Annotated in this window: 23 protein-coding genes; 16 read left to right on the top strand and 7 right to left on the bottom strand. The window is 68.3% G+C overall.

All coding sequences use genetic code 11. From position 1 onward, the window contains the following. Nucleotides 1–21: 21 nt before the first annotated feature. A complete protein-coding gene (gene glmS, locus KIT53_RS10900; protein ID WP_297752024.1) occupies nucleotides 22–1,875 on the bottom strand; it encodes a glutamine--fructose-6-phosphate transaminase (isomerizing) in 1,854 nt (617 codons plus the stop codon). Between the two features lie 136 nt (nucleotides 1,876–2,011). On the opposite strand from glmS, the gene KIT53_RS10895 reads away from it, so the two are divergent. Both KIT53_RS10895 and KIT53_RS10890 read left to right on the top strand, forming a co-directional pair. Continuing rightward, entirely contained in the window at nucleotides 2,012–2,509 is a 498-nt protein-coding gene (locus tag KIT53_RS10895; RefSeq protein WP_297752021.1) for an Lrp/AsnC family transcriptional regulator, read from the top strand. Between the two features lie 158 nt (nucleotides 2,510–2,667). Further along, nucleotides 2,668–3,402 carry a DUF2726 domain-containing protein gene (locus KIT53_RS10890; RefSeq protein WP_297752018.1) on the top strand — a complete coding sequence of 245 codons (735 nt, stop codon included), beginning with the start codon at nucleotides 2,668–2,670 and terminating at the stop codon, nucleotides 3,400–3,402. A 28-nt stretch (nucleotides 3,403–3,430) separates the two neighbouring features. Here the strand turns inward: KIT53_RS10890 and glmU are convergent, their stop codons facing one another. Further along, nucleotides 3,431–4,834: a bifunctional UDP-N-acetylglucosamine diphosphorylase/glucosamine-1-phosphate N-acetyltransferase GlmU gene (gene glmU / locus KIT53_RS10885; protein WP_297752015.1), complete on the bottom strand. Its 1,404-nt coding sequence runs from the start codon at nucleotides 4,832–4,834 to the stop codon at nucleotides 3,431–3,433. Between glmU and KIT53_RS10880 the strand changes: the two genes are divergently transcribed. From KIT53_RS10880 to KIT53_RS10855, 6 genes are all read left to right on the top strand, one after another. Next, nucleotides 4,833–5,753 carry a DUF6279 family lipoprotein gene (locus tag KIT53_RS10880; RefSeq protein ID WP_297752012.1) on the top strand — a complete coding sequence of 307 codons (921 nt, stop codon included), beginning with the start codon at nucleotides 4,833–4,835 and terminating at the stop codon, nucleotides 5,751–5,753. The genes glmU and KIT53_RS10880 overlap by 2 nt on opposite strands. A gap of 144 nt (nucleotides 5,754–5,897) precedes the next feature. Beyond that, on the top strand, nucleotides 5,898–6,635 hold the full coding sequence (locus KIT53_RS10875) for a GntR family transcriptional regulator (protein WP_297752010.1): 738 nt from the start codon (nucleotides 5,898–5,900) through the stop codon (nucleotides 6,633–6,635). Further along, nucleotides 6,632–7,423: a transporter substrate-binding domain-containing protein gene (locus KIT53_RS10870; protein ID WP_297752007.1), complete on the top strand. Its 792-nt coding sequence runs from the start codon at nucleotides 6,632–6,634 to the stop codon at nucleotides 7,421–7,423. The genes KIT53_RS10875 and KIT53_RS10870 overlap by 4 nt, the downstream gene beginning before the upstream one ends. Before the next feature lie 29 nt (nucleotides 7,424–7,452). Continuing rightward, nucleotides 7,453–8,124, top strand: a complete 672-nt coding sequence (locus KIT53_RS10865; RefSeq protein WP_297752004.1) for an amino acid ABC transporter permease — start codon at nucleotides 7,453–7,455, stop codon at nucleotides 8,122–8,124. After that, nucleotides 8,117–8,767 (top strand): amino acid ABC transporter permease, encoded by a 651-nt coding sequence (locus tag KIT53_RS10860; RefSeq protein WP_297752002.1) that lies wholly within the window; start codon nucleotides 8,117–8,119, stop codon nucleotides 8,765–8,767. Before KIT53_RS10865 ends, KIT53_RS10860 begins: the two co-directional genes overlap by 8 nt. After that, nucleotides 8,754–9,503 carry an amino acid ABC transporter ATP-binding protein gene (locus KIT53_RS10855; protein WP_297751999.1) on the top strand — a complete coding sequence of 250 codons (750 nt, stop codon included), beginning with the start codon at nucleotides 8,754–8,756 and terminating at the stop codon, nucleotides 9,501–9,503. Before KIT53_RS10860 ends, KIT53_RS10855 begins: the two co-directional genes overlap by 14 nt. A gap of 203 nt (nucleotides 9,504–9,706) precedes the next feature. Here the strand turns inward: KIT53_RS10855 and KIT53_RS10850 are convergent, their stop codons facing one another. From KIT53_RS10850 to KIT53_RS10840, 3 genes are all read right to left on the bottom strand, one after another. Beyond that, entirely contained in the window at nucleotides 9,707–10,984 is a 1,278-nt protein-coding gene (locus tag KIT53_RS10850) for an anion transporter (RefSeq protein WP_297751996.1), read from the bottom strand. 88 nt (nucleotides 10,985–11,072) lie between these two features. Continuing rightward, nucleotides 11,073–12,053, bottom strand: coding sequence for an MBL fold metallo-hydrolase (locus KIT53_RS10845; RefSeq protein ID WP_297751993.1), 981 nt, complete (start codon nucleotides 12,051–12,053; stop codon nucleotides 11,073–11,075). Between the two features lie 64 nt (nucleotides 12,054–12,117). Further along, nucleotides 12,118–12,732 (bottom strand): TetR/AcrR family transcriptional regulator, encoded by a 615-nt coding sequence (locus tag KIT53_RS10840; RefSeq protein ID WP_297751990.1) that lies wholly within the window; start codon nucleotides 12,730–12,732, stop codon nucleotides 12,118–12,120. 59 nt (nucleotides 12,733–12,791) lie between these two features. On the opposite strand from KIT53_RS10840, the gene KIT53_RS10835 reads away from it, so the two are divergent. After that, the gene (locus KIT53_RS10835) at nucleotides 12,792–13,178 is read left to right on the top strand and encodes a TfoX/Sxy family protein (RefSeq protein ID WP_297751987.1); all 387 of its coding nucleotides are present in this window, start codon (nucleotides 12,792–12,794) and stop codon (nucleotides 13,176–13,178) included. On the opposite strand, the gene KIT53_RS10830 is transcribed toward KIT53_RS10835, so the two are convergent. Further along, nucleotides 13,150–13,653, bottom strand: coding sequence for a DUF2917 domain-containing protein (locus KIT53_RS10830; protein WP_297751984.1), 504 nt, complete (start codon nucleotides 13,651–13,653; stop codon nucleotides 13,150–13,152). The two genes, KIT53_RS10835 and KIT53_RS10830, sit on opposite strands and share 29 nt — an antisense overlap. A gap of 128 nt (nucleotides 13,654–13,781) precedes the next feature. Here KIT53_RS10830 and KIT53_RS10825 point away from each other — a divergent pair, with 128 nt between their 5' ends. Both KIT53_RS10825 and KIT53_RS10820 read left to right on the top strand, forming a co-directional pair. Further along, on the top strand, nucleotides 13,782–14,831 hold the full coding sequence (locus KIT53_RS10825) for a LysR substrate-binding domain-containing protein (RefSeq protein ID WP_297751982.1): 1,050 nt from the start codon (nucleotides 13,782–13,784) through the stop codon (nucleotides 14,829–14,831). Nucleotides 14,832–14,918: 87 nt separating this feature from the next. Then, entirely contained in the window at nucleotides 14,919–15,836 is a 918-nt protein-coding gene (locus KIT53_RS10820) for a DMT family transporter (protein WP_297751979.1), read from the top strand. 15 nt (nucleotides 15,837–15,851) lie between these two features. Here the strand turns inward: KIT53_RS10820 and KIT53_RS10815 are convergent, their stop codons facing one another. Then, nucleotides 15,852–16,502 carry a 5-formyltetrahydrofolate cyclo-ligase gene (locus tag KIT53_RS10815; protein WP_297751976.1) on the bottom strand — a complete coding sequence of 217 codons (651 nt, stop codon included), beginning with the start codon at nucleotides 16,500–16,502 and terminating at the stop codon, nucleotides 15,852–15,854. A gap of 75 nt (nucleotides 16,503–16,577) precedes the next feature. Between KIT53_RS10815 and KIT53_RS10810 the strand changes: the two genes are divergently transcribed. The 5 genes from KIT53_RS10810 (at nucleotide 16,578) to KIT53_RS10790 (ending at nucleotide 22,073) form a co-directional block, all read left to right on the top strand. After that, nucleotides 16,578–18,533 (top strand): lytic transglycosylase domain-containing protein, encoded by a 1,956-nt coding sequence (locus tag KIT53_RS10810; RefSeq protein WP_297752253.1) that lies wholly within the window; start codon nucleotides 16,578–16,580, stop codon nucleotides 18,531–18,533. 14 nt (nucleotides 18,534–18,547) lie between these two features. Then, entirely contained in the window at nucleotides 18,548–19,501 is a 954-nt protein-coding gene (locus tag KIT53_RS10805; protein ID WP_297751973.1) for a complex I NDUFA9 subunit family protein, read from the top strand. 95 nt (nucleotides 19,502–19,596) lie between these two features. Then, nucleotides 19,597–19,941 carry a metal-sensing transcriptional repressor gene (locus KIT53_RS10800; protein WP_297751970.1) on the top strand — a complete coding sequence of 115 codons (345 nt, stop codon included), beginning with the start codon at nucleotides 19,597–19,599 and terminating at the stop codon, nucleotides 19,939–19,941. A 92-nt stretch (nucleotides 19,942–20,033) separates the two neighbouring features. Then, nucleotides 20,034–20,723 (top strand): glutathione S-transferase family protein, encoded by a 690-nt coding sequence (locus tag KIT53_RS10795; RefSeq protein ID WP_297751967.1) that lies wholly within the window; start codon nucleotides 20,034–20,036, stop codon nucleotides 20,721–20,723. A 69-nt stretch (nucleotides 20,724–20,792) separates the two neighbouring features. Then, complete coding sequence (locus KIT53_RS10790) at nucleotides 20,793–22,073, top strand: multifunctional CCA addition/repair protein (protein ID WP_297751964.1); 1,281 nt, start codon at nucleotides 20,793–20,795, stop codon at nucleotides 22,071–22,073. Nucleotides 22,074–22,153 lie beyond the last annotated feature (80 nt).

The following is a 22,153-nucleotide window of genomic DNA, read 5'->3' as shown; positions in this document are numbered from 1 at the left end:
CCGGCGAACGAGCCCCTCGCCTTACTCCACCGTCACGCTCTTGGCCAGGTTGCGCGGCTTGTCCACGTCGGTGCCTTTGGCAAGGGCGGTGTGGTAGGCCAGCATCTGCAGTGGCACCACGTGCAGCAGCGGGCTGAGCGATCCGTAGTGCTCGGGCATGCGGATGACGTGGATGCCTTCGCTGCTGGCGATGCGGGTGTCCGCGTCGGCGAGCACGTAGAGCACGCCGCCGCGCGCACGCACTTCCTGCATGTTGCTCTTGAGCTTTTCGAGCAGCGCGTCGTTGGGCGCCACGGTGACCACCGGCATGGCCGCGGTCACCAGGGCCAGCGGCCCGTGCTTGAGCTCGCCAGCCGGGTAGGCCTCGGCGTGGATGTAGCTGATCTCCTTGAGCTTGAGCGCACCTTCGAGCGCGATCGGGTAGTGCAGGCCACGCCCCAGGAAGAGCGCGTTGTCCATGCGGGCAAAGTCTTCGGCCCAACTGATCACCTGCGGCTCCAGGGCCAGCACGGCCTGAAGGGCCACGGGCAAGTGGCGCATGGCCTTGAGGTGCTCGGCCTCGGCCTCCTCGCTCAGGTGACCGCGAACCTGGGCCAGCGCCAGGGTGAGCAGGAACAGGCCGGCGAGCTGGGTGGTGAAGGCTTTGGTGGACGCCACGCCGATTTCCACACCGGCGCGGGTGATGTAGGCGAGCGAGCATTCCCGCACCATGGCCGAGGTACCCACGTTGCAGATGGTCAGGGTGTGCTTCATGCCCAGGCCTTGCGCGTGGCGCAAGGCGGCCAGGGTATCGGCCGTCTCGCCGCTTTGCGAGATGGTCACCACCAGGGTGCGCGGATTGGGCACGCTGGTGCGGTAGCGGTATTCGCTGGCCACTTCCACCTGGGTCGGGATGCGGGCGATGGACTCCAGCCAGTACTTGGCGGTGCAGCCGCTGTAGTAGCTGGTGCCGCAAGCCAGGATGAGCACGTTGTCGATCTCTTTGAAGACGCGGTAGGCGCTGTCTCCGAACAGCTCAGGGGTGATGCCTTCGACGCCTTCGAGCGTGTCGCCGATCGCGCGCGGCTGCTCGAAGATTTCCTTCTGCATGTAGTGGCGGTAGGGCCCGAGCTCGGCCGCCCCGCTGTGCGCCAGCACCGTCTTCACCGGTCGCTGCGAGGCATTGAGCGAACGGCCGTCGGCGTCGAGCACCCAGTAGCGCCCGGGCTGCAGATCCACCAGGTCGCCTTCTTCCAGGTAGACGATCTGGTCGGTCACGCCCGACAGCGCCATGGCGTCGCTCGCCAGGAAGTGTTCACCATCGGCAGAGCCCACGCCCAGCACCAGCGGTGAACCGGCACGCGCGCCCACCACACGGTGCGGTTCGTCCTTGTGGAACACGGCCAAGGCGTAGGCACCGTGCAATTGCCGCACGGCGGACTGCAGCGCGGCGAACACGTCGCCTTCGTACAGCGAATCGATCAGGTGAGCGATGACCTCGGTGTCGGTCTGGCTCTCGAACACATAGCCTTTGGCCTGCAAGGCTGCGCGCAATTCATCGTGGTTTTCGATGATGCCGTTGTGCACCAGGGCCACGCGCCCCACGCTGCTGGTGCCGGCCGGCCCATGGCTGAAATGCGGATGGGCGTTGTGCACCGCGGGCGCGCCGTGCGTGGCCCAGCGGGTGTGGGCGATGCCGGTGCCGCTGGCAATGCCTTCGGCCTGGACCTGCTGCGCCAGTTCGGCCACACGGGCGGTGCTGCGCGCACGCTGCAGCCCCGACTTGTGCACCGCTACGCCGCAGGAGTCGTACCCGCGGTACTCCAGCCGCTGAAGCCCCTGAACCAGCACAGGCACGATGTCACGCCCCGAAACCCCCGCCACGATGCCGCACATGCCGCACTCCTGAAAAATGAAAGTGATGGGATGCTACCCATAGCCATTAGAAATAGTTGTTCATAGTTTCAGCATGAATGGCAGATAATTTCTCCCCCCGCATTTGTCCGTCAAATATTTCACTGAACTGCCGTTTATGGAATCAATCGACCTGGATGAAGCCGACCTGCGTCTGCTGGACCTGCTGCAGGAAGATGCCTCGCGCAGCAACCAGACCCTGGCCGAACTGGCGCATCTGTCCCCTCCCACCAGCCTGCGGCGGGTGAAACGGCTGCGCCAACTCGGCTTGATCGAACGCGAGGTCGCCCTGCTCAGCCCGGACCGCCTGGCCCCGGTGCTCGGCCACGGGCTCACCGCCCTGGTGGAAATCACCCTGGAACGCCAGGGCGCCGAACACCTGGACGCGTTCGAAAACCGGGTTCTGCCGGTGGCCGAGGTCCAGCAGTGCTACCGCGTGAGCCCCGGACCCGACTTCGTGCTGGTGGTGCACTGCGCCGACATGCCTGGCTACCTGGCGCTGGCCCAGCGCTTGTTCACCAGCGACGCCAACGTGCGCAACATCAAGGCCTTCTTCAGTCTCAAACGCGCCAAGTTCCAACCCCGCCTGCCCCTGGGCCAGGGCAGCGGCCCATGAGCGGATGTGTACCTTGGACCACAGATGCAACCGGCTTTTGATGCAAAACGCACGGTAGAACCGACCGCGTCGCGTCCGCCGTGTTGACGCTCCCCCCCATATGTAACAACCTCCACTCCTCGCACCCGGCAGGCCGCTGCTGGGTCCAAGGAGGTTGTATGGAAGTCACGTGGATCGCCATCGCGGCGGCCGCCGCCGTGGTCATCCTGGCAGGGCTGGGCGCATGGATCTACCGGCGCGCGGCCAACCGTCAGTCGACAGGCCGCGACGACCGCTATGCGCCGGAGCGCATTCTCACCACCGAGCAGGTGCACATGCTCGACTACCTGCAGGACACGTTTCCTGGTCAGGTGGTGCTGCCCAACGTGTCGCTCAGGCACATGCTGACGGTGCGCCGGGCCAAGGACCGCAAGCGCGCGGAAGAACGCCTGGCCCACCAGAAGGTGGATTTCGTGGTCTGTGGCGAAGACGGTCGCCCTACGTTTGCGTTCGACATCGAGCAATACCACCTGAGCAACGCCAAAGCCCGCGCCTTCCAGGTGAAGCTGAAGAACCGCATCCTCAAGACAGCGGGGGTGCGCTTCGTGTTCCTCAAGAACGGTTTGCACCGCATGCCTTCGCCAGCGGATTTCCGCGCCCAGCTCAACCTGGCCGTGCTGCCCAAACCCAAGCCCAAGGAAGACAACGGGCGCGAGAGCGTGATGCAACAACTGGAAAGCCAGTTCTCCGAGTTCGGCCCGAACTCTTCACACACCGGCTACCGCGAGTCGGAAATCATGGGCCTGAGCCAGCTCATGGACCTGGAGCGTACCGGCCGCACGCGCAACGGCAACAGCAAGTTCGGCGGCAACAGCCGCTTCGACGGCAGTTCCTTCGACGTGCACGGGGGCTGAGCAAGCCCCCCCACGCACGCCGCGCCCATCAGCCCTTCTTCTTGGTGGGGCGCTGCCAGCCTTCGAGCGCCACCTGCTTGCCTCGGGCCACGGAGAGTGCGCCAGGCGCGGTGCTCTTGGTGATGGTCGAGCCGGCCCCCACGGTACCGCCCGCGCCAATGGTCACGGGCGCCACCAGCACGCAGTTGCTGCCAACGTGCACGTCGGCCTCGATCACGGTGCGGTGCTTGTTGGCGCCGTCATAGTTGGCGGTGATGCTGCCGGCGCCGTAGTTCACGCGCTCGCCCACCGTGGCATCGCCCAGGTAGGCCAGGTGGTTGGCCTTGGCGCCCGCGGCCAGCGTGGAATTCTTGACTTCGACGAAGTTGCCGATGTGCACGTCCGCACCCAGTTGCGCCCCCGGGCGCAGCCGTGCGAACGGGCCGATCTGCGCGCCCGGGCCGACGGTCACGCCCAGCTTCTCGCCCTGGATGTGGGTGAAAGCCTGGAGCTCGGCCCCGGCCTGGATCTCGGCGTTGGCGATCACGCAGTTCGGACCGATGCGGGCACCGGCGCGCAGCACCACGCGTCCTTCGAACACGCAATTGACGTCGATCTCGACGTCCTCCTCGCACACCAGCTCGCCGCGCACGTCCAGGCGCGCGGGATCCGCCAGCCGCACGCCCTGGTCCATCAGCGTCTCAGCCACGCGCCGCTGGTAGGCCCGCTCAAGCTCGGCCAGTTGCCGCGGGCTGTTCACCCCCGCCACCTGGATTTCGTCGCGCGTGGTCAGGGCCTTCACGGCCTGCCCGGCAGCCACCGCGTGCCGCACCACGTCGGTCAGGTAGTACTCGCCCTGGCGGTTGTCGTTGGTGAGGCGCCCCAGCAGGGACTTGAGCAGGCGCGCCGGCGCGGCCATGACGCCGCTGTACCACTCGGTGATGCGGCGCTGTTCGTCGCTGGCGTCCTTCTCCTCCACGATGGCGAGCACGGCACGCTCGCCATCGGGTGCGCGCACGATGCGACCATAACCGGTGGCGTCGGCGCCCGTGTCCACGCTGAGCAGGGCGAGGTGTTCGCCGCCGCAGGCCTGCAGCAGCGCCTCCAGAGTGCCCGGGTCGATCAGCGGCACATCGCCATTGAGCACCAGCACCACGCCGTCGTCGGGCAGCACCGGCACCGCCTGCTGCACCGCGTGGCCGGTCCCCAGCTGCGGCGACTGGCGCACGAAGCGAAGCTCGGTGGCGCAAGGAGCGCTCAGGCCCGACTCCACCTGCTCGGCGCCATGGCCCGTGACCACCACAACCGAGCGGGCGGATAGCCGCGCGGCGCAGTCGATCACATGCTGGGCCAGTGCGCGGCCGCCCAAACGGTGCAACACTTTGGGCCGCTGACTCTTCATGCGCGTGCCTTTGCCGGCCGCCATCACCACCACATCCACAGGGAACGACATGAATACCTCTCTCGGGGAATGGCTGCGCGGCGTTCTTGCCGGCCATCACCTGCGGCGGATTATCGCCCGCCATGTGGGCCGGCTTGGCGCGCTGCTGGTGCTGGCGGTGGCCTTGTCGGCGTGTACGGCCGCCCGGCTGGCCTACAACCAGGCTCCCACGCTGAGCTACTGGTGGCTGGACAGCCATGTCGACCTCGATGACCTGCAGGCCACGCAGGCCCGCGAAGCGCTGGACCGCTTCTTCCTGTGGCACCGCCAGAACGAGCTCCCGGTCTATGCCGACGTGCTGCGCCGCTGGCAGGTCATGGCTTCCGCGGACATCACGGCCGGGCAAGCCTGCGAGCAGTTCGACGAAGTGCGTCGGCGGCTCGAACTGGCGGCGGACCAGACCGTCGAGCCCTTCGCACGGCTCGCGCTGCAACTGACCCCGGCGCAGATCGAACACCTCCAGCGCCACCTCGCGCGCGGCAACGAGGCGTTCGAAAAGGACTTTCTGCGCGGCAGCGCGGACCAGCGGATCAAGAAGCGGCTGGACGACGCCGTCGGCCGGAACGAGCGCATCTACGGCACGCTCTCATCCGCGCAGCGTCAGCGCCTGCGCGATCTGTTGCAGGCCTCGCCTTTCGACGCCCAGCGCACCCAGACCGAACGGCTGCGCCGCCAGGCCGACCTGTTGCAGACGGTGCGCGACGCCCAGGCCTCCCCGGATCGCGCCGCCTCACTGGTGCGGGCGTACTTCGCGCGCATCGGCCACTCGCCCACGCCGGGCTACGACGCCTACAGCCGGGATCTGGTGCGCCACGGCTGCACGCTGTTCACCACGCTGCACAACAGCACCTCCCCCGAGCAGCGGGCACACGCGGCCCGCGTGCTGGGCAGCTACGAGGACGACTTCCGCATCCTGAGCGCACAGCGCTGACCCGCACCGGGCGCGGATGCACCGCCCGCCGTGGTGCGGTGTCGGCCTCTTGCGCACGACCCTGGTGCATCTTGCTTGCATACAAGGCTTGTATGGCCTTGGCACGGAATTCGCATGAAGAGTGGGCAAAGGTCTTCATGCACCATGGTCAGCTCCACCGACATCGCCCAACGCATCATCGAGGCCGTGCTCGCGCAACGGCTGGCGCCCGGCACGCGCCTGGGCGAGCAGAGCCTGTCTCTTCTGTTTGACTGCAGCCGCACGCTGGTGCGCGAGGCGCTGGTGCGTCTGGCCGCGCGCGGCATCGTCACCGTGAGTTCGCGCCGCGGCTGGTACGTGGTCCAGCCCTCGCACGAGGAGGCGCGCGAGGCCTTCGAGGCCCGCCGCGTGATCGAGACCGGGCTGATCCGCGGCACCGCACAAGTCGACAAGGCCGCCCTCAGGCGGTTGCGCCAGCACCTGAAGCAGGAGCAGGCCGCCCTCCAAGGCGACGACGTCGGCCAGCGCAGCTACCTGCTGGGCGACTTCCATGTGTGCCTGGCCGAATGCCTGGGCAACCAGTTGCTGGCCGACACGCTGCGCGATTTCACCGCCCGCACCACGCTCATCGCCATGCTCTACCAGAGCACCCACGACGCCGTGCAGTCCTGCCAGGACCACGTGGACATCGTGGCCGCCCTGGAACGCGGCGACACCGCCGCTGCCGAACAACTGATGGCGGCGCACATTGGCCAGGTACAGGCCGCGCTGCGCCTGGGCACCCCGAGCGACCCGCTGGCCAACCTGCGCGAGGCGCTCGCGCCGGTGCGCGAAGCCGGCGCACGCGGCAAGAAACCCCCTTCATCCCCCCCGAGCGACACCTACCTAGGAGCCCTGCTATGACCCTCACCAAACGCACCTTCATTGCCTCCGCCCTGGCCATCTCCGCCCTGGGTCTGGGCCAAGCCCATGCCCAGACCGCGCTGGAGACCGTGGTGAAGAACAAGCTCATCAAGATCGCCGTCCCCACCGACTTCCCTCCCTACGGCTTCGTGGGCATCGATCTCAAACCCCAGGGCCTGGATGTCGACATGGCCAACCTGATCGCCACCAAGCTGGGCGTGAAAGTGGAGCTGGTGCCGGTGACCAGCGCCAACCGCATCCCCTACCTGCAAACCAAGAAGGCCGACCTGGTCATCTCCACCTTGGGCAAGAACCCGGAGCGCGAAAAGGTGATCGACTTCACCGTCGCGTACTCGCCGTTCTTCCAGGCGGTCTACGGCCCCAAGAGCGCTGCGCTGGCGGACTTCAACGCCCTGGGCGGCAAGTCGATAGCGGTCACGCGTGGCGCCATCGAGGACCAGGAACTGACCAAGGTCGCCCCCGCCAGCACCGACGTCAAGCGCTTCGAGGACAACAACGCCACCGTCTCGGCCTTCGTCTCCGGGCAGACCCAGTTCATCGCCACCGGCGTCTCCGTGGCCGACAACATGATCAAGCGCAACCCCGCTCTGGGTGCCGAATACAAGCTGCTGCTCAAGGACAGCCCCAACTTCATCGGCGTGGCCAAGGGCGAGGATGCCTTGCGCGCCAAGGTCAACGAAGTGGTGCTCGCGGCCAAGAAGGCCGGTGAACTCGATGCCCTGGCCAAGAAGTGGCTGGGCCGCCCGGCCGGCACGCTGCCGGAATGAGCCGCTGAACACCCTGCGCTCAAGCGTCCATGGGCATCGAACTCGACTTCCCCGCGGTCCTCTCGCAATGGCCGCTGCTGGCCAAAGGCGTGCTCTGGACACTGGGCCTGACCGCCATCTCGGCGGTCATCGGCCTGGTGATAGGCACCGCCTGCGCCTGGGCCCGCAGCCACGGCCCGCTGGCGCTGCGCTGGCTGGCTGCGACGTATGTGGAGCTGATCCGCAACACGCCTTTCATCGTGCAACTGTTCTTCGTGTTTTTCGGCCTGCCGGCCGCGGGCGTGAAGCTCACGCCCGAACTGGCGTCCGTGATCGCCATGGTGATCAACCTCGGCGCTTATGCGGCGGAGATCATCCGCGCCGGCATCGAGGCCACGCCCCGGGGCCAGGTCGAAGCGGCGGCCAGCCTGGCGCTCTCTCGCGCACAGACCTTTCTGCACGTGGTGCTGCCGCCCGCGCTGCGCAAAGTGTGGCCCGCGCTCACCAGCCAGATCATCATCGTGATGCTGGGTTCGGCGGTCTGCGGCCAGATCTCCACACAGGAACTCAGCTACGCCGCCAACCTGATCCAGAGCCGCAACTTCCGCGCGTTCGAGGCCTTCATCGTCGCCACCGGCATCTACCTGTTGCTGTCGATCGGTGTGCGCGCGCTGCTGAACTGGCTGGGACCCCGCTACCTGTTCGGAGGCCGCCGTGGTTGATTTCTCACTGTGGGACATCGTCCGCAACCTGCTGCTGGCGGCCCGCTGGACGGTGGTGCTGTCGCTGATCGCCTTCATCGGCGGCGGCATCGTCGGGCTGGTGCTGCTGGTGGCGCGCACCGCGAAATGGCCAGGCGCCGAGGCGTTCGTGAGCAGCTACGTGCAGCTCTTCCAAGGTACGCCGCTGCTGATGCAACTCTTCCTGGCCTACTTCGGCCTGGCCCTTTTCGGCTTCGAGACCTCAGCCTGGACAGCGGCCTCGGTGGCGCTCACGCTCTACACCAGCGCCTTTCTGGTGGAGATCTGGCGCGGCTGTGTGGCGGCCGTGCCCAAGGGCCAATGGGAGGCGGCGCAGAGCCTGGCCCTGAGCTTTGGCGAACAGCTGCGGTATGTGATCCTGCCGCAGGCCACGCGCATCGCCATCGCGCCCACCGTCGGCTTCCTGGTCCAGGTCATCAAGGGCACGGCTCTGGCCTCGGTGATCGGCTTCGTCGAACTCACCAAGGCCGGCACCATGATCACCAACGCCACCTTCGCGCCCTTCCTGGTCTACAGCTGCGTGGCGCTGATGTATTTCGCGCTGTGCTTCCCTGTCAGCCTGTACGCGCGCTTTCTGGAAAGGAAACTTCATGCCAGCCGCTGAGCGCACCATCGTCGACATCCAGCAACTGCGAAAGTCCTACGGCAGCAACGAAGTGCTCAAGGGCATCGACCTGCAGGTCAAGGCGGGCGAGGTCATCGCCATCATCGGCAAGAGCGGCTCGGGCAAGAGCACGCTGCTGCGCTGCATCAACGGACTGGAGGTGTTCCAGTCCGGCTCGCTCACCGTGGACGAACGCCCGCTGCTGCACAAGGACGCGGCGGCCATGCGCGAACTGCGCCAGCACGTGGGCATGATCTTCCAGAACTTCAACCTGTTTCCCCACCTGAGCGTGGGCCGCAACGTGATGCTCGCGCCCGGTTTGGTGAAGAAGACGGCACCCACCCAGGGTGCCGAGCAGGCGCGCAAGCTGCTGGCGCGCGTGGGGCTGGCCGAGAAGTTCGACGCCTTTCCAGACCAGCTCTCGGGTGGACAGCAGCAGCGCGTGGCGATTGCACGCGCCCTGGCCATGGAACCCAGCGTGCTGCTCTGCGACGAAATCACCTCGGCACTGGACCCCGAGCTGGTGGGCGAAGTGCTGAGGGTGGTGGAATCCCTGGCCGAAGAAGGCATGACCCTGCTCATGGTGACGCACGAGATGGGCTTCGCCCGCAAGGTGGCCGACCGCGTGATCTTCATGCACCAGGGCCGCGTGCATGAGGTGGGGCCGCCTGAGCAGTTGTTCGGCTCTCCGGCGACCCCGGAACTGCGGCAGTTCCTCTCGTCGATCCACGGCTAGGTGGAGCCCCCACGCTCCGCCGCTGCGCGGGTCGCTGCCCCCCAGGGGGGCTGACCCCGCCTGGGGGCGGCCCGCCGGCGGGGTCCGTGGCCCCCACGCTCCGCCGCTGCGCGGGTCGCTGCCCCCCGAGGGGGCTGACCCCGCCTTGGGAGCGGCCCGGCGGCGGGGTCCGTGGCCCCCACGCTGCGCCGCTGCGCGGGTCGTCAGTTCACAAAACGCATCCAGCCCCAGACCAGCGCCAGCGTGAGGAGGGTCACCGGTATGCCGGTGACGGCGTGGCTCTTCCAGTCGATGGTGATGCCTTGTTGGCGAGCCAGGTCGGCGACGATGAGGTTGGCGATCGAGCCGACCAGCAGCAGATTGCCCGCGAAGGTGGTCACCAGGGCGAGCAGCACGCCCGCGTGCTCGCCTGCGCCCGCCAGGTGGGGCAGCAGCAGCATGACCGCTGGCACGTTCGACACCAGGTTGGAGAGCAGTGCGCCGGCCACCAGCAGCGGCCCCGGCTGAGCCAGGTGAACGCCCTGGGACCCGAGCCAGGCCACCGCCTGCGCGGCCAGTCCGGTGGTCTCGAAGGCATGGTTCACCACGAACAGCCCCATGAAGAGGATCAGCAACGGCCAGTCGATCAGACCCAGCACATGCGAAGAATGCAGGCGGCGGCTGAGCAGCAGCACGCCGGCGCCGACCAGCGCCGCGACGTCGCGCGGCCAGTCGGTGAACAGAAAGATCGCCATCAGCGCACCGGCCACCAGCAGGCCCTTGGCGGTCTGCCAGGGGTCGAAATCCGGTTCTTCGGGCGGCACATCCGCCACTGCAGCGAATGGAGCGTCCACCGCCGCCGGGCCCGCTGTTGCACGGGCGCCCGGCCCCACCACCAGCCACAGCCACAACACGAACAAGCCCGCCAACACCGGCGGCAGTGCTTGCCGCACATAAGACCCGAAAGGCAGTTGCAGCACGGAGCCGATCAGCATGTTCTGCGGATTGCCGATCAGCGTCGCGGCCGAGCCGATGTTGGCGGCGCATGCCAGCCCGATCAGGAAGGGCAGCGGATTGAGCCCGCGCTGCAGGCACAGGCGGGCCACCACCGGCGTCATGGCCAGGCAGATGATGTCGTTGGAGAACACCGCGGAGAGCGCGCCGGCCACCAGGATCAGCACCGCCAGCAGGCCCCCGCGCGAGAGCGGCAGCGCGCCCACCTGGCGTGTGACCGCGCCGTAGAACCCACCCAGCCGCATCTGGGCCGACACCACCATGAAGGCGAACAGCAGCACGATGGTGGGCAGGTCGATGGCGCGCGCGGCGTCTTCCACCGGGAGGCTGCTCAAGGCGATCACAGCGATCGCGCCCAGCAGGGCCACCCCGGAGCGGTCCAGCTTCAGCCGCGGCAACCCGCCCAGGAACATGCCCAGGTAGACGATCGCGAAGACAGCAACGATGCCCCAGTCGGTGGCGGTATGGTGCAGGACGGTGGTGGGCATGGAGGGCCTGGATGCGTGCTGCGGATCGTAGCCGGTCCGGCATGAAAAAGCCGCCCGAAGGCGGCCTGTTGGTGCGGCTGCAACGCCCTCAGGCCTGCAGTGCGCTCCACATCTCCTTGTCCCGCTCGGCGGTCCAGATGCGCGGGTTCTTGATGCCCTTGGCCTCGTCGTAGGCACGGCTCACGTCGAACGGCAGGCAGTGCTCGTAGATGAACACGTGGCCGAACACCGGGTCCATGCTCTTGCGGGTGTGGGCCATGGCGGCCTTGAGGTCCATGTTGGCCGCGACGGCTTCCTTGCCGGCCTGGAACAGTGTGGTCACCCAGCGCTGGGTGTAGTCCAGCGCCTTGTTCACGTCGGCGTTGCCTTTCATGGCCTCGCCCCGGCCGGGCACGATGTACTCGGCCTTGAGCGCGCGCAGCGCTTCGAGCGTGGCGGGCCACTCTTCCAGTTGGGCGTCGCCGGTGTACACGCCGGCCTCGTACTCCACCAGGTCGCCGCTGAACAGCACCTTCTCTTCCTCGACCCAGGCGATGGTGTCGCCGCGCGTATGGCCGGCGCCCGGGTGCCAGATCTGCACCTTCACGCCGCCGAGGTCCACCTCCAGGCTGCCCTGGCGGCCCGGCTTGCCATCTCCGATCACCAGCGTCGGCCAGGTCAGCCCGGGCACGCTGTCGGCGCCGCGGAACAGACGCGGAAAGCGCTCCATCTCGCTCTGCATGTCCTCGGCTCCGCGCTCCACGATGAGCTCGTAGGTGCCCCGGCTGGCGATGATCTCGGTGGCGCCCTCGTCCGCGTAGGCGCTGGCACCGAGCACGCGCACCGCGTGGTAGTGCGTGAGCAGCACGTACTTGATGGGCTTGTCGGAGACCTTGCGGATCTGCTGGATCAGGTCGCGCGCCATGGCGGGTGTGGCGGTGGCGTCGCTCACCATGATGTACTTCTCGCCAATGATCACGCCCGAATTCGGGTCGCCCTCGGCGGTGTAGGCCCAGCAGTGCGGGCTGAGCTGCTCGAACGTGATCTTCTTGTCGGCCAGGTCGGCCTGGGAGGCAAATGCTTTGCTCATGGGAGTCTCCGTGTGGGGGAGGAAAATTTTAACTATACGAAATCAATTACGGATAAGTAAACCATCAAGACCCCGCCGCGCCGCTGGTCATGCCGCCTTCGAGCATGGCCACCACCTCGTCCGCGAAGGCGCTGTAGCTCATGGCTCCCCCTGGCCGCAGCCAGGTGAAGGTCCAATTGATCATGCCGAAGAGCATCATGGTCAGCGCGGTCTGGTTGGCCGCGTTCACCCGTTGCGGGTAGGCCCGCTTGAGGAAACGGGTGAACGCGGCCACCACGTCCCGCTGGCGATTGAGGATGAGTTCGCGCTGCACCTCGCCCAGGAATTTGGTGTCGGACACCAGGGCCACATGGCGCGTGGCCGAGCTTTCGTACTCGGTCAGGAAGGCCCTCACCAGCTCGTTGAGCGCCTCGCGCTCGTTGAGGTTGCGGCGCTGCGCACGCGCCTCGGTTTCACCAATGATCGCCAGCAGCCGCTGGGTGTAGCGGTCCAGCAGGTCGAACAGGATGGCTTCCTTGCTCTCGTAGTAGTGGTAGAGCCGCGCCTTGCTGGTGCCGCAGGCGGCGGCGATGTCGTTCATGCTGGCGGCGGGAAAACTCTGGCGCGCGAAGCACTGCGCGGCCACGTCGAGGATCTCGTCGCGCTTGAGGTCATGGGATGCGGATTTGGGCCTGGCCATGGCGGCCTATTGTCCACCCCGGCCAGGGCGGGCGGCACCAACCGGCCCTAAGATGGCGCATGGCCAAGCCCATCGACCCTTTCGTTGCCCATGCGTGCGAGCTGCTCTCTGGCGTGGGGCCCTGCGTGGCCAAGCCCATGTTCGGCGGCTGGGGCATCTCGGTCGATGGCATGAACATCGCCATCATTGCCTGGGAAACGCTGTTTCTCAAGACCAACGCGCAAACGCAGCCCCGGTGGCTGGCGGCGGGTGCCGAACCCTTTGTCTACGAGGCCAAGGGCCGGCGCATGCAGTTGCACTACCACACGCCTCCGGCGGAAGCCCTGGAGTCGCCCGCGCTCATGCTGCCCTGGGCGCGGCTGGCCCTGGAGGCCGCCGTGGCGGCGCGCAAGCCTGCCAGGCCGGCCCGAAAGAAGCTCAGGGCGGGTTCGACTCGAAACGGGTGAGCACCCTGCCGCGCCCGGCCACCAGGTATTCGGTGTAGCCGAGCAGGCCGCGCGCCAGCCGCGCCAAGGCCCAGGCCGCCTGGCCCAGGGCCACAGCCAGTTCGTGCGAGGGATGCACCACCTCGCGGCGGAAGCGGCTGGGTGCCGTGGCCTGCCGGGCCTCGGGCTCGGTGCACCACTCGAAGCGCACCGGCTCGACCACCCCGGGCTGCCAGGGCTCCATCACCAGCCGGGCACCCGCCGGCACGCGCAGGCTCTGCCCCGCCTCCAGCATGTGGTCGCCCAGTTCATTGCCCGCACCCTTGGCCGCGGTCCCCAGCGTCACCCAGGCACGGCCCTGGGTGATGGAGAGCACGCTGGGCACCTTGGGGCGCAGGCTCATGGCGCGGCGCGCGTCCAGCCGCCAACCGCGTGCCGGGGCGACGGCGTCGGCGCGCTCCGTGGCGAGAGGAAAGGAAGCAGAACGGGTGGTCATGGGAAAACTCCTGGTGGGGGACGAAGGCTCATCCTGGGCATCAATCTTCCCGTCATCCCCCCTCTGCGTCCAATGAATTGGGGATAAGCTATTGATTCGCCGCTCGCATCAATACCCCACCCCCCACCATGCAGCTCACCCGCAGCCACCCCAGGACCCGCCCGATCGGCATGGGCCATCTCCGCGCCTTCGATGCGGTGGCGCGCCACTTGAACTTCCGCGCCGCGGCCGAGGAGCTCTCGCTCACGCAAAGCGCGGTCAGCCGGCAGATCCAGGCGCTGGAAGACGAGGTGGGTACCGCGCTCTTCCTGCGCCACACGCGCGCGGTGGAACTCACCAGCGCGGGCTCGCAACTGCTGCGCGCATCGGGCATGGCGCTGGAGCGCATCGACACCGCCGTGCGCCAGATCCGCCAGAGCGCCGGCCGCAAGAGCGTGGCCATCTCCACCTGGGCCTCGTTTGCCTCGATGTGGCTGATTCCGCGGCTGGAGGCGTTCCAGCGCGACCATCCCGACATCGACATCCGCATCGACGCGACCGACAACGCGGTGGACCTGGCCACCGCCGATGTGGACCTGGCGTTGCGCTACGCCGTCCCCCAGTCGGTGCCGGCGTCGGCCCAGCGGCTCTTTGGCGAACAGCTCACGCCGGTGGCCAGCCCCTGGCTGCTGCGGACCCACCCCATCCACAGCATCGAAGACCTCTCGCGCTGCGCGCTGATCGAGGCCGGCGATGCCCACCGCACACGCCACCTCGAATGGCTGACCTGGCAACGCTGGCTCGACACCTTTGGCAGCGCAACCGGTGCCAGCAGCGGCAAACCCGGTGGTGGCAAGCGCACCTCACGCGCCAGCGCCTCGGCTCCCAAGCTTTCGCCACAACGCTGGCTGTACTTCAACTACGCCAACCAGATCGTGCAAGCCGCCCTTACCGGGCAGGGCGTGGCGCTGGCGCGCCTGCCGCTGGTGGCCGAAAGCCTGGCCAGCGGCGATCTGGTCGAGCCGCTGCCCCACACCCGCCTGGACTCCCCTTTGGTGTACTGGTTGCTGGTCGCACCGCGCAGCGGCCAACGGCCCGAGGTCAAGGCCTTCTGCGACTGGCTGCTGCTGCAGGCCGCCGCCACGCGCGAAGCCATTGGCGACGTACCGGACCCCGACACGCTCGACAACATCGACTAGGGCCGGACTGGCCGGGGCATTGGCCTTTGGCACCTGCGGGATGCACGGAACTGGTGCACACTCTCGCGCTTTGCCTCACCGCCCTCCATGACGCCTCCGGCCCACTCCTCCAGCGGCAATCTGCGCAGCATCGTCTTCATGCTGGTCGCGGTGGGGTTCTTCGCCCTGATGGACGCGGTGCTCAAGACGCTGTCGGCGCGCTACCCGGTGCTGCAGATCGCGGCGCTGCGGGGCATGACGGCGCTGCCATTGGTGCTGCTGTTCATCACCTGGCGCCGCGCCTGGGGCACGGTCTGGCGCATCCGCTGGCCGCTGCACCTGCTGCGGGGCGCGCTGGGCATCGCCATGCTGTCGCTCTTCACGCTCGGAGTGCGCGAACTGCCGCTGTCCGCGGCGTACACGCTGTTCTTCATCGCACCGCTGATGATTACGGCGCTGTCGGTGCCGATTCTCAAGGAGCGCGTGCCGGCGGCGCACTGGTGGGCGATCGCCTTCGGATTCGTGGGCGTGATGATCGCGCTGCGCCCGAGCGGGGCCGACCTGCAGGCCGGTTTAGTCTCCATCGGTGGCCTGGCGGTGCTGGCCGCGGCCCTGGGCTATTCCGTGGCGGCCATTGCCGGCCGGCTGGCCAGCCGCACCGACAGCGTGGAAAGCCTGGTGCTGTGGATGATGGTGATGATGGCCCTGGGCGCAGGCGCGCTCGCCTGGCCGAACTGGGTGCCGGTGCAGCAGGCCGACGCCCTGCTGCTGCTGGCCCTGGCCGTCACCGGTTTCTGCGGCCAGCTGGCGATCACCGAGGCCTTTCGCCACGGACAGGCCTCGGCCGTGGCGCCCTTCGAATACAGCGCGCTGGCCTGGGGGTTGGGGCTGGACTGGCTGATCTGGCACACCCTGCCGGCTTCGCACACCTGGATCGGCGCGGCCATCGTCATCGGCAGCGGCCTCTACCTGGTGCGCCGCGAACGGCGCATCACCGAAGCGCACGCCACCGCCGAGCACCCCTGACGACGAGCGCGCGCCTCAGCGGCGTGACCACTGCACCCCGGTGTCGGTCAGGATGGCGTCCAGCGGTACGTCGTGCGGCTCAGGCTCCAGCTCCGGGACCAGGCCGAAGTCGTAGCCCAGCCCGACAGTGAAGGGCTTGGGCTGCAGGCTGGCCAGCGTGCGGTCGTAGAAGCCGCCTCCATAGCCCAGCCGGTAGCCCCCCGGGCCGTAACCCACGCAAGGCACGAAGATCAGCGTGGGCTGGACGATCTCGGTGTCCTTGGGCTTGGGAATGCCATAGGCGTCCTCCTCCATCGGGCAGCCGGGGTACCAGGTGTAGAACGTCAGGGTCTTGTCGATCTTGTTGACGACCGGCAGGCCGATGCGCCGGTGGCGCGCGGCGCTCTGGGCGTCCTCCTCCAGCCCCGCCTCCTGCCAGCGGAACAGGGCCGGCAACGGGTCGAACTCGCCCTTGATCGGCCAATAGGCGCCGATGATGGTGTCGGGCCGGTGGATGAGCCAGACGCGCATGACGCGCTGCAGCAAGTCGTTGCGCAGGTTGCGGTCGGCCAGTCCCTGTCGTTTTTCGATCAGGGCCTTGCGCCACTCAGCCTTCAGAACAGCCGTCGATCCTTCGGCCGGGCGCGTGGGCTTTTCAGGGGAACTCTGGCCGTCTTTGTTGTCCATAATCAGCACATGAAACGGGTTGTTGGCATGACGCAAGGGATCGAACACCGCATCAAGCAGGGCGTCCGGCTCATTATGGCCGCGACACTGTTGCAAGCCTGCACCGCCTGGGCACAGACCGGCGGCGACGACACGCTGCTGAACATGCGCGACGCCTTCCGGCGCAACAACACGGCCCAGATGGCCAGCCTGCTGCCGGCCCTGCGCGGCCACACGCTGGAGCCGCTGGCGATCTACTGGGACACCAAGCCCCGCCTGGAAACCGCTGGCGCGGCTCAGGTTCGGGCGGCACTCGACCGCATGGCCGGCACCTACTGGGAAGACCGGCTGCGCAACGACTGGCTGCTGGTGCTGGGCAAGGCGCGCGACTGGCGCACCTTCGAAACCGAACTGCCCCGCTTCCGCATGCGCGACGATCGCCAGGTCCGCTGCTACGGCCTGATGCTCGACGCCGCCGCCGGCCGGCTGGCGCCCGAAGCCGCCGCCGCGCAGGTGCAGGCCAACTGGCTGGCCCAGCGAGACACCGACGATGGCTGCGCCACCGCGGCACAGGCCCTGCTGGCCAGCGGCCAGCTCAAACCCGAAGCGGCCTGGCTGCGGGCCCGCCTGGCCATGGAGTCCGGTCGGCCACGGGTGGCCAGCCAGGCCGTGGCCCTGCTCGATGCCGACTGGGCGGCCATCGTGGACCAGATCAGCGCCGATCCGGCCAAGTACCTCGACGAAAAGCTCACCGCGATCCGGCCACGCACCAAGGAACTGGTGACGCTGGCCCTCATCCGCCTGGCCGCCAACGACCCTGCAGCGGCGGCGCTGGAGCTGGACCACCTGCGCTGGAAGACCCAGCTCACCAAGGAGGAGCGCAGTTGGGTGTGGGGGGTGGTCGGCAAACGTGCCGCCCAGCGCCTGCAACCCGAGGCGCTGGCCTACTTCGCCAACGGCGAAGACCGCTACATGCACGACGACCACCTGGCCTGGAAGGCGCGCGCCGCCCTGCGGGCCGGCGCCTGGGGCCACGTGCGCGACGCGGTGGCCGCCATGAGCGAGGCCCAGCGCAACGAATCCACCTGGGTGTACTGGCGCGCCCGCGCGATCCAGGAGCTGCGCCAGCCCGACGCCGCCGCCGCCACGGCGCAGGCGACTGCGCTGCTGGAGTCCATTGCGGCACCGCGCGGCTTCTACGAGATGCTGGCCATGGAAGCGCTGGGCCGCCCCATCGTCGAGCCGCCCCCGCCCGCCCCGTTGAGCAGCGAGGAGGTGGCCGCGGCACAGAACGACCCCGGCCTGCGCCGTGCCCTGGCGGCCATCCGGCTGGGCCTGCGCAGCGAGGGCGTGCGCGAGTGGAACTACACCATCGCCCTGCACACCCCCGGCGGGCTGGGCGAACGCGAACTGCTGGCCGCCGCCGACCTGGCCTGCCGCAACGAGTTGTGGGACCGCTGCATCAACACCAGCGAACGCACGCCCGATGCCCTGCACCATGCGCAGCGTTTTCCGATGCCGCACCGCGAGCAGGTGGTGGCGCGCGCACGGGAGATCGGCCTCGATCCGGCCTACGTCTACGGACTGATCCGCCAGGAAAGCCGTTTCGTCACCGAGGCCCGGTCCGGCGTGGGCGCTTCGGGCCTGATGCAGGTGATGCCCGCCACCGCACGCTGGACCGCGCGCAAGATCGGCCTGACCGACTTCAGGCCAGGGCAGATCACCGACCGCGACATCAACATCCTCATCGGAACCGCGTACCTGAAGTTCGCGCTGGACGACTTCGAAGGCTCCCTGCCCATGGCGGCCGCGGCGTACAACGCCGGCCCCAGCCGCCCGCGCGCCTGGCGCAATGGCCCCGCGCTGCCGGGTGAGATCTGGGCCGAGAACATCCCGTTCGACGAGACCCGTGACTACGTCAAGCGCGTGCTGGCGAATACGGTTCACTACGCGGCCATCCTCAGCGGGCGCCCGCAGTCGCTGCGCGAACGCCTGGGCACCGTGGGCCCGCGCGACCAGACCGCACAGGCCATCAACCGCGACCTGCCCTGAAGAAAGGGCCCGCCATGAAGAACGTCCTCGTGCTCGGCGGCACCGGTTTCCTGGGCCGCCACGTGTGCGAAAAGCTGCACCGCCAGGGCTGGCGCATCACCGTCCCCACGCGCCGCATGGCCAATGCGGCCCCTGTGCAGCACCTGCCCCGGGTCACCGTGATCGAGGCCGACGTGCACGACCCTGGCCAGTTGCTCAGGCTGCTCGACGGCCACGATGCGGCCGTCAACCTGGTGGCCATCCTGCACGGCGGCGAGGCCGACTTCGAACGGGTTCATGTGGAGCTGCCCCTGTCGCTGGCCGAAGCCTGCACGGCCGATGGCCAGTGCAGGCTGGTCCATGTGAGCGCGCTGGGCGCCAGCCTAGACGGCCCATCGCACTACCTGCGCAGCAAGGCGCGCGGCGAAGAGGTTCTGCGGGCCTCCGCACTCCAGCTCACCATCCTTCGGCCCAGCGTGATCTTTGGCGACGGCGATCGCTTCCTCAACCTGTTTGCCCGGCTGCAAGCTGGCCTGCCCATCGTGCCGCTGGCCTGCGCGGGCGCCCAGTTCCAACCGGTGTGGGTGGAAGACGTGGCCAGCGCCATCGTCGCCAGCCTGATCGACCAGGGCCTGCCCATGAGCAGCATCGGACAGACCTTCGAATGCGCGGGCCCAGAGATCTTCACGCTGGCCGAACTCGTGCGGCTCGCCGGCCGACTGGGCAGCCGGCAGCGCGCCGTGCTGCCCCTGCCCGGCTTCCTGGCCCGCCTGCAGGCGGCCGTCATGGAACGGCTGCCCGGCGAGCCCTTGGTGAGTCGCGACAACCTGGATTCGATGTCGGTGGACAACGTCGCCACCAACCAGTGGCCCGGGCTGTCCTCCCTCGGCATCGAGGCGGCCAGCCTGCGCACCATCGCGCCGACCTACCTGGGCCACCGCGGCGGCCGCAGTCGGTTGCTCGATTTCCGCTATTCGGCCCGCCGATAAAACAGATCGGTCTCCAACTGACCCGGGTGAGGTATTTGTTTGGCACACTTCGCCGCCGTGCCAGAAACGAATACTTTCAACCGACAGGAGAGACCATGACCGCCAGCTTCATCCCGAGCCCACTGCCCCTTGCCGCCCGACCGCTGGTCAGCGCCGGTGCGTCCGCCAGGGCACATTTCCGCACCGAACACCAGCGCGAGGTCATCAACCGGCTCAAGCGCATCGAAGGTCAGGTGCGCGGCCTGATCGAAATGGTGGACTCCGGCAGGCCTTGCGAGGACATCGCGCAGCAGATGTCGGCCGCGCGCAAGGCCATGGACAAGGCCTTCTACCGCATGATGGCCTGCTCGGTGATGGAGGCCGTCTCCGCCTCCCCTTCCGAGGTGGACACCTTCCGCGAAGTCGAGCGCTCGACGCGCATCCTTGAAAAGTACGCCTGAACCGCCGGCCTCAGCTCATCAATGAGGCCGCGCATGCGCATCAATCACCGGTGCGACCCGCACTAACATGAGGTCCCCCCAAGGAGGACCTCATGGCATTGCAGCTCTACATCGGCAACAAGAACTACTCGTCCTGGTCCATGCGGCCCTGGGTGCTCCTGAAACAGGCGGGCATCCCGTTCGACGAGGTCATGGTGCGCTTCGACTCCTTCGAGTCCGATTCCACGTTCAAGAAGCACCTGCGCGCCATCTCGCCGGTGGGCAAGGTCCCGGTGCTGGTGGACGACGGCTTTGCCGTGTGGGACACACTGGCGATTGCCGAGTACCTGGCCGAACGCTTCCCCGAACACCACCTCTGGCCCACCGACGTGCGCGCACGGGCCCGCGCGCGCAGCGTCTGCGCGGAAATGCACAGCGGCTTCTCCGCGCTGCGCAACCATTGCCCCATGAACATCGAGGCTTCGCTGCCCGACATCGGTCGCCTGGTCTGGCGTGACCAGGCCGCCGTGCGCGCCGACGTCGCGCGGCTGTGCGGCCTGTGGAGCGAGCTGCTGGCCGCGCAACCCGCCGGCGCTCTGCTGTTCGGCGACTTCACCATCGCCGACGCCTACTTCGCGCCGGTCTGCATGCGGCTGCGCACCTACGAGCTGCCGCTGCCCGCCGACCTCGCGGCCTATGTGGAGCGCGTGAGCACGCTGCCGGGTGTCAAGGCCTGGATCGATGAGGCCCTGGCCGAGCAGGACTTCATCCCCTTCGACGAGCCGTACCGCCTGGGAAGGTAGGCCCCGGGGCCTGCCTGGGGTGCCCGATCGCTCCCAGGGCGCCGGTTTCGATGCACCTACACTCGCCGCATGAAGATCTATCTCGTGGGCGGCGCGGTGCGGGACGCGCTGATGGCGCAGGCCGATGCCGCGCGTGCGGCCTCGCACGCGGACCGAGACTGGGTGGTGGTGGGCGCCACACCCGAAGCGATGGCGGCGGCGGGTTTTCTGCCGGTGGGACGGGATTTTCCGGTCTTCCTGCACCCGGTCACACGAGAGGAACACGCGCTGGCGCGCACCGAGCGCAAGACGGCTCCCGGCTACCATGGGTTTGCCTTCCACACCGAGCCCGGCGTCACGCTGGAGGACGATCTGGCGCGCCGCGACCTCACCATCAACGCCATGGCCGTGGCCGCCGAGCACGCGGACGATCCGGCGCGCGCGCCGCTGATCGACCCGCATGGCGGCCTGCGTGACCTGCAGGCCGGCGTGCTGCGGCACGTGACCGGCGCGTTCGCGGAAGATCCCGTCCGCATCCTGCGCCTGGCGCGCTTCGCGGCACGATTTCCCGACTTCACCGTGGCCCCCGAAACGATGGACCTGATGCGGCGCATGGTGGCCGACGGCGAGGTCGATCACCTGGTGGCCGAGCGTGTGTGGCAGGAACTGGCGCGCGGCCTGATGGAGCAGCGCCCCAGCCGCCTGTTCGAAGTGCTGCGCGCGTGCGGTGCGCTGCGGCGCCTGTTGCCCGAAGTCGACCGGCTCTGGGGCGTGCCGCAGCGGCCGGACTACCACCCCGAGATCGACACCGGGGTGCACCTGATGATGGTGCTGGACATGAGCGCGCGGCTGGGCGCCAGCCTGCCCGTGCGCTTTGCCTGCCTGGGACACGACCTGGGCAAAGGCACCACGCCGGCGGATGTATTGCCACGCCACATCGGCCACGAGGAGCGCAGCGCACGCCTGCTCAAGGCCGTCTGTGAACGCCTGCGCGTACCGACCGCATGCAAAGAACTGGCCGATGTGGTGGCGCGCGAACACGGCAACATCCACCGCAGCGGCGACTTCGGTGCCGCCGCGCTGGTGCGCCTGCTTGAACGCTGCGATGCCCTGCGCAAACCCGAGCGCTTCCATGAGGTGCTGCTGGCCTGCGAGTGCGATGCGCGCGGCCGCCTGGGCCACGAGGCACGCGACTACCCGCAGGGCCGCAGGCTGGCGCAGGCCTTGTCTCTGGCGCTGTCGGTCGACACGGCGGCCGTGGCCGCGCAGGCGCAGGCCGATGGCCTGGGTGGTGCCCAGGTGGGAGAGCGCATCCACCAGGCGCGCGTGCACGCGGTGGCCGGCGGCCTGCGCACCGACCTGGTGCACTGAACGCGGCGGGCGGCCCGCAGTCCCGCAGTACATGGGTCGGGCAAATCCGGTGCACGCGCGGCAACGGCACCAAGTCTGTT

The sequence above is a fragment of the Hydrogenophaga sp. genome (assembly GCF_026125785.1).
Classification (GTDB): Bacteria; Pseudomonadota; Gammaproteobacteria; order Burkholderiales; family Burkholderiaceae_C; genus Hydrogenophaga.
Note: the sequence above shows the minus strand (reverse complement) of the source record. Positions and strands in the feature narration are given on the sequence as shown.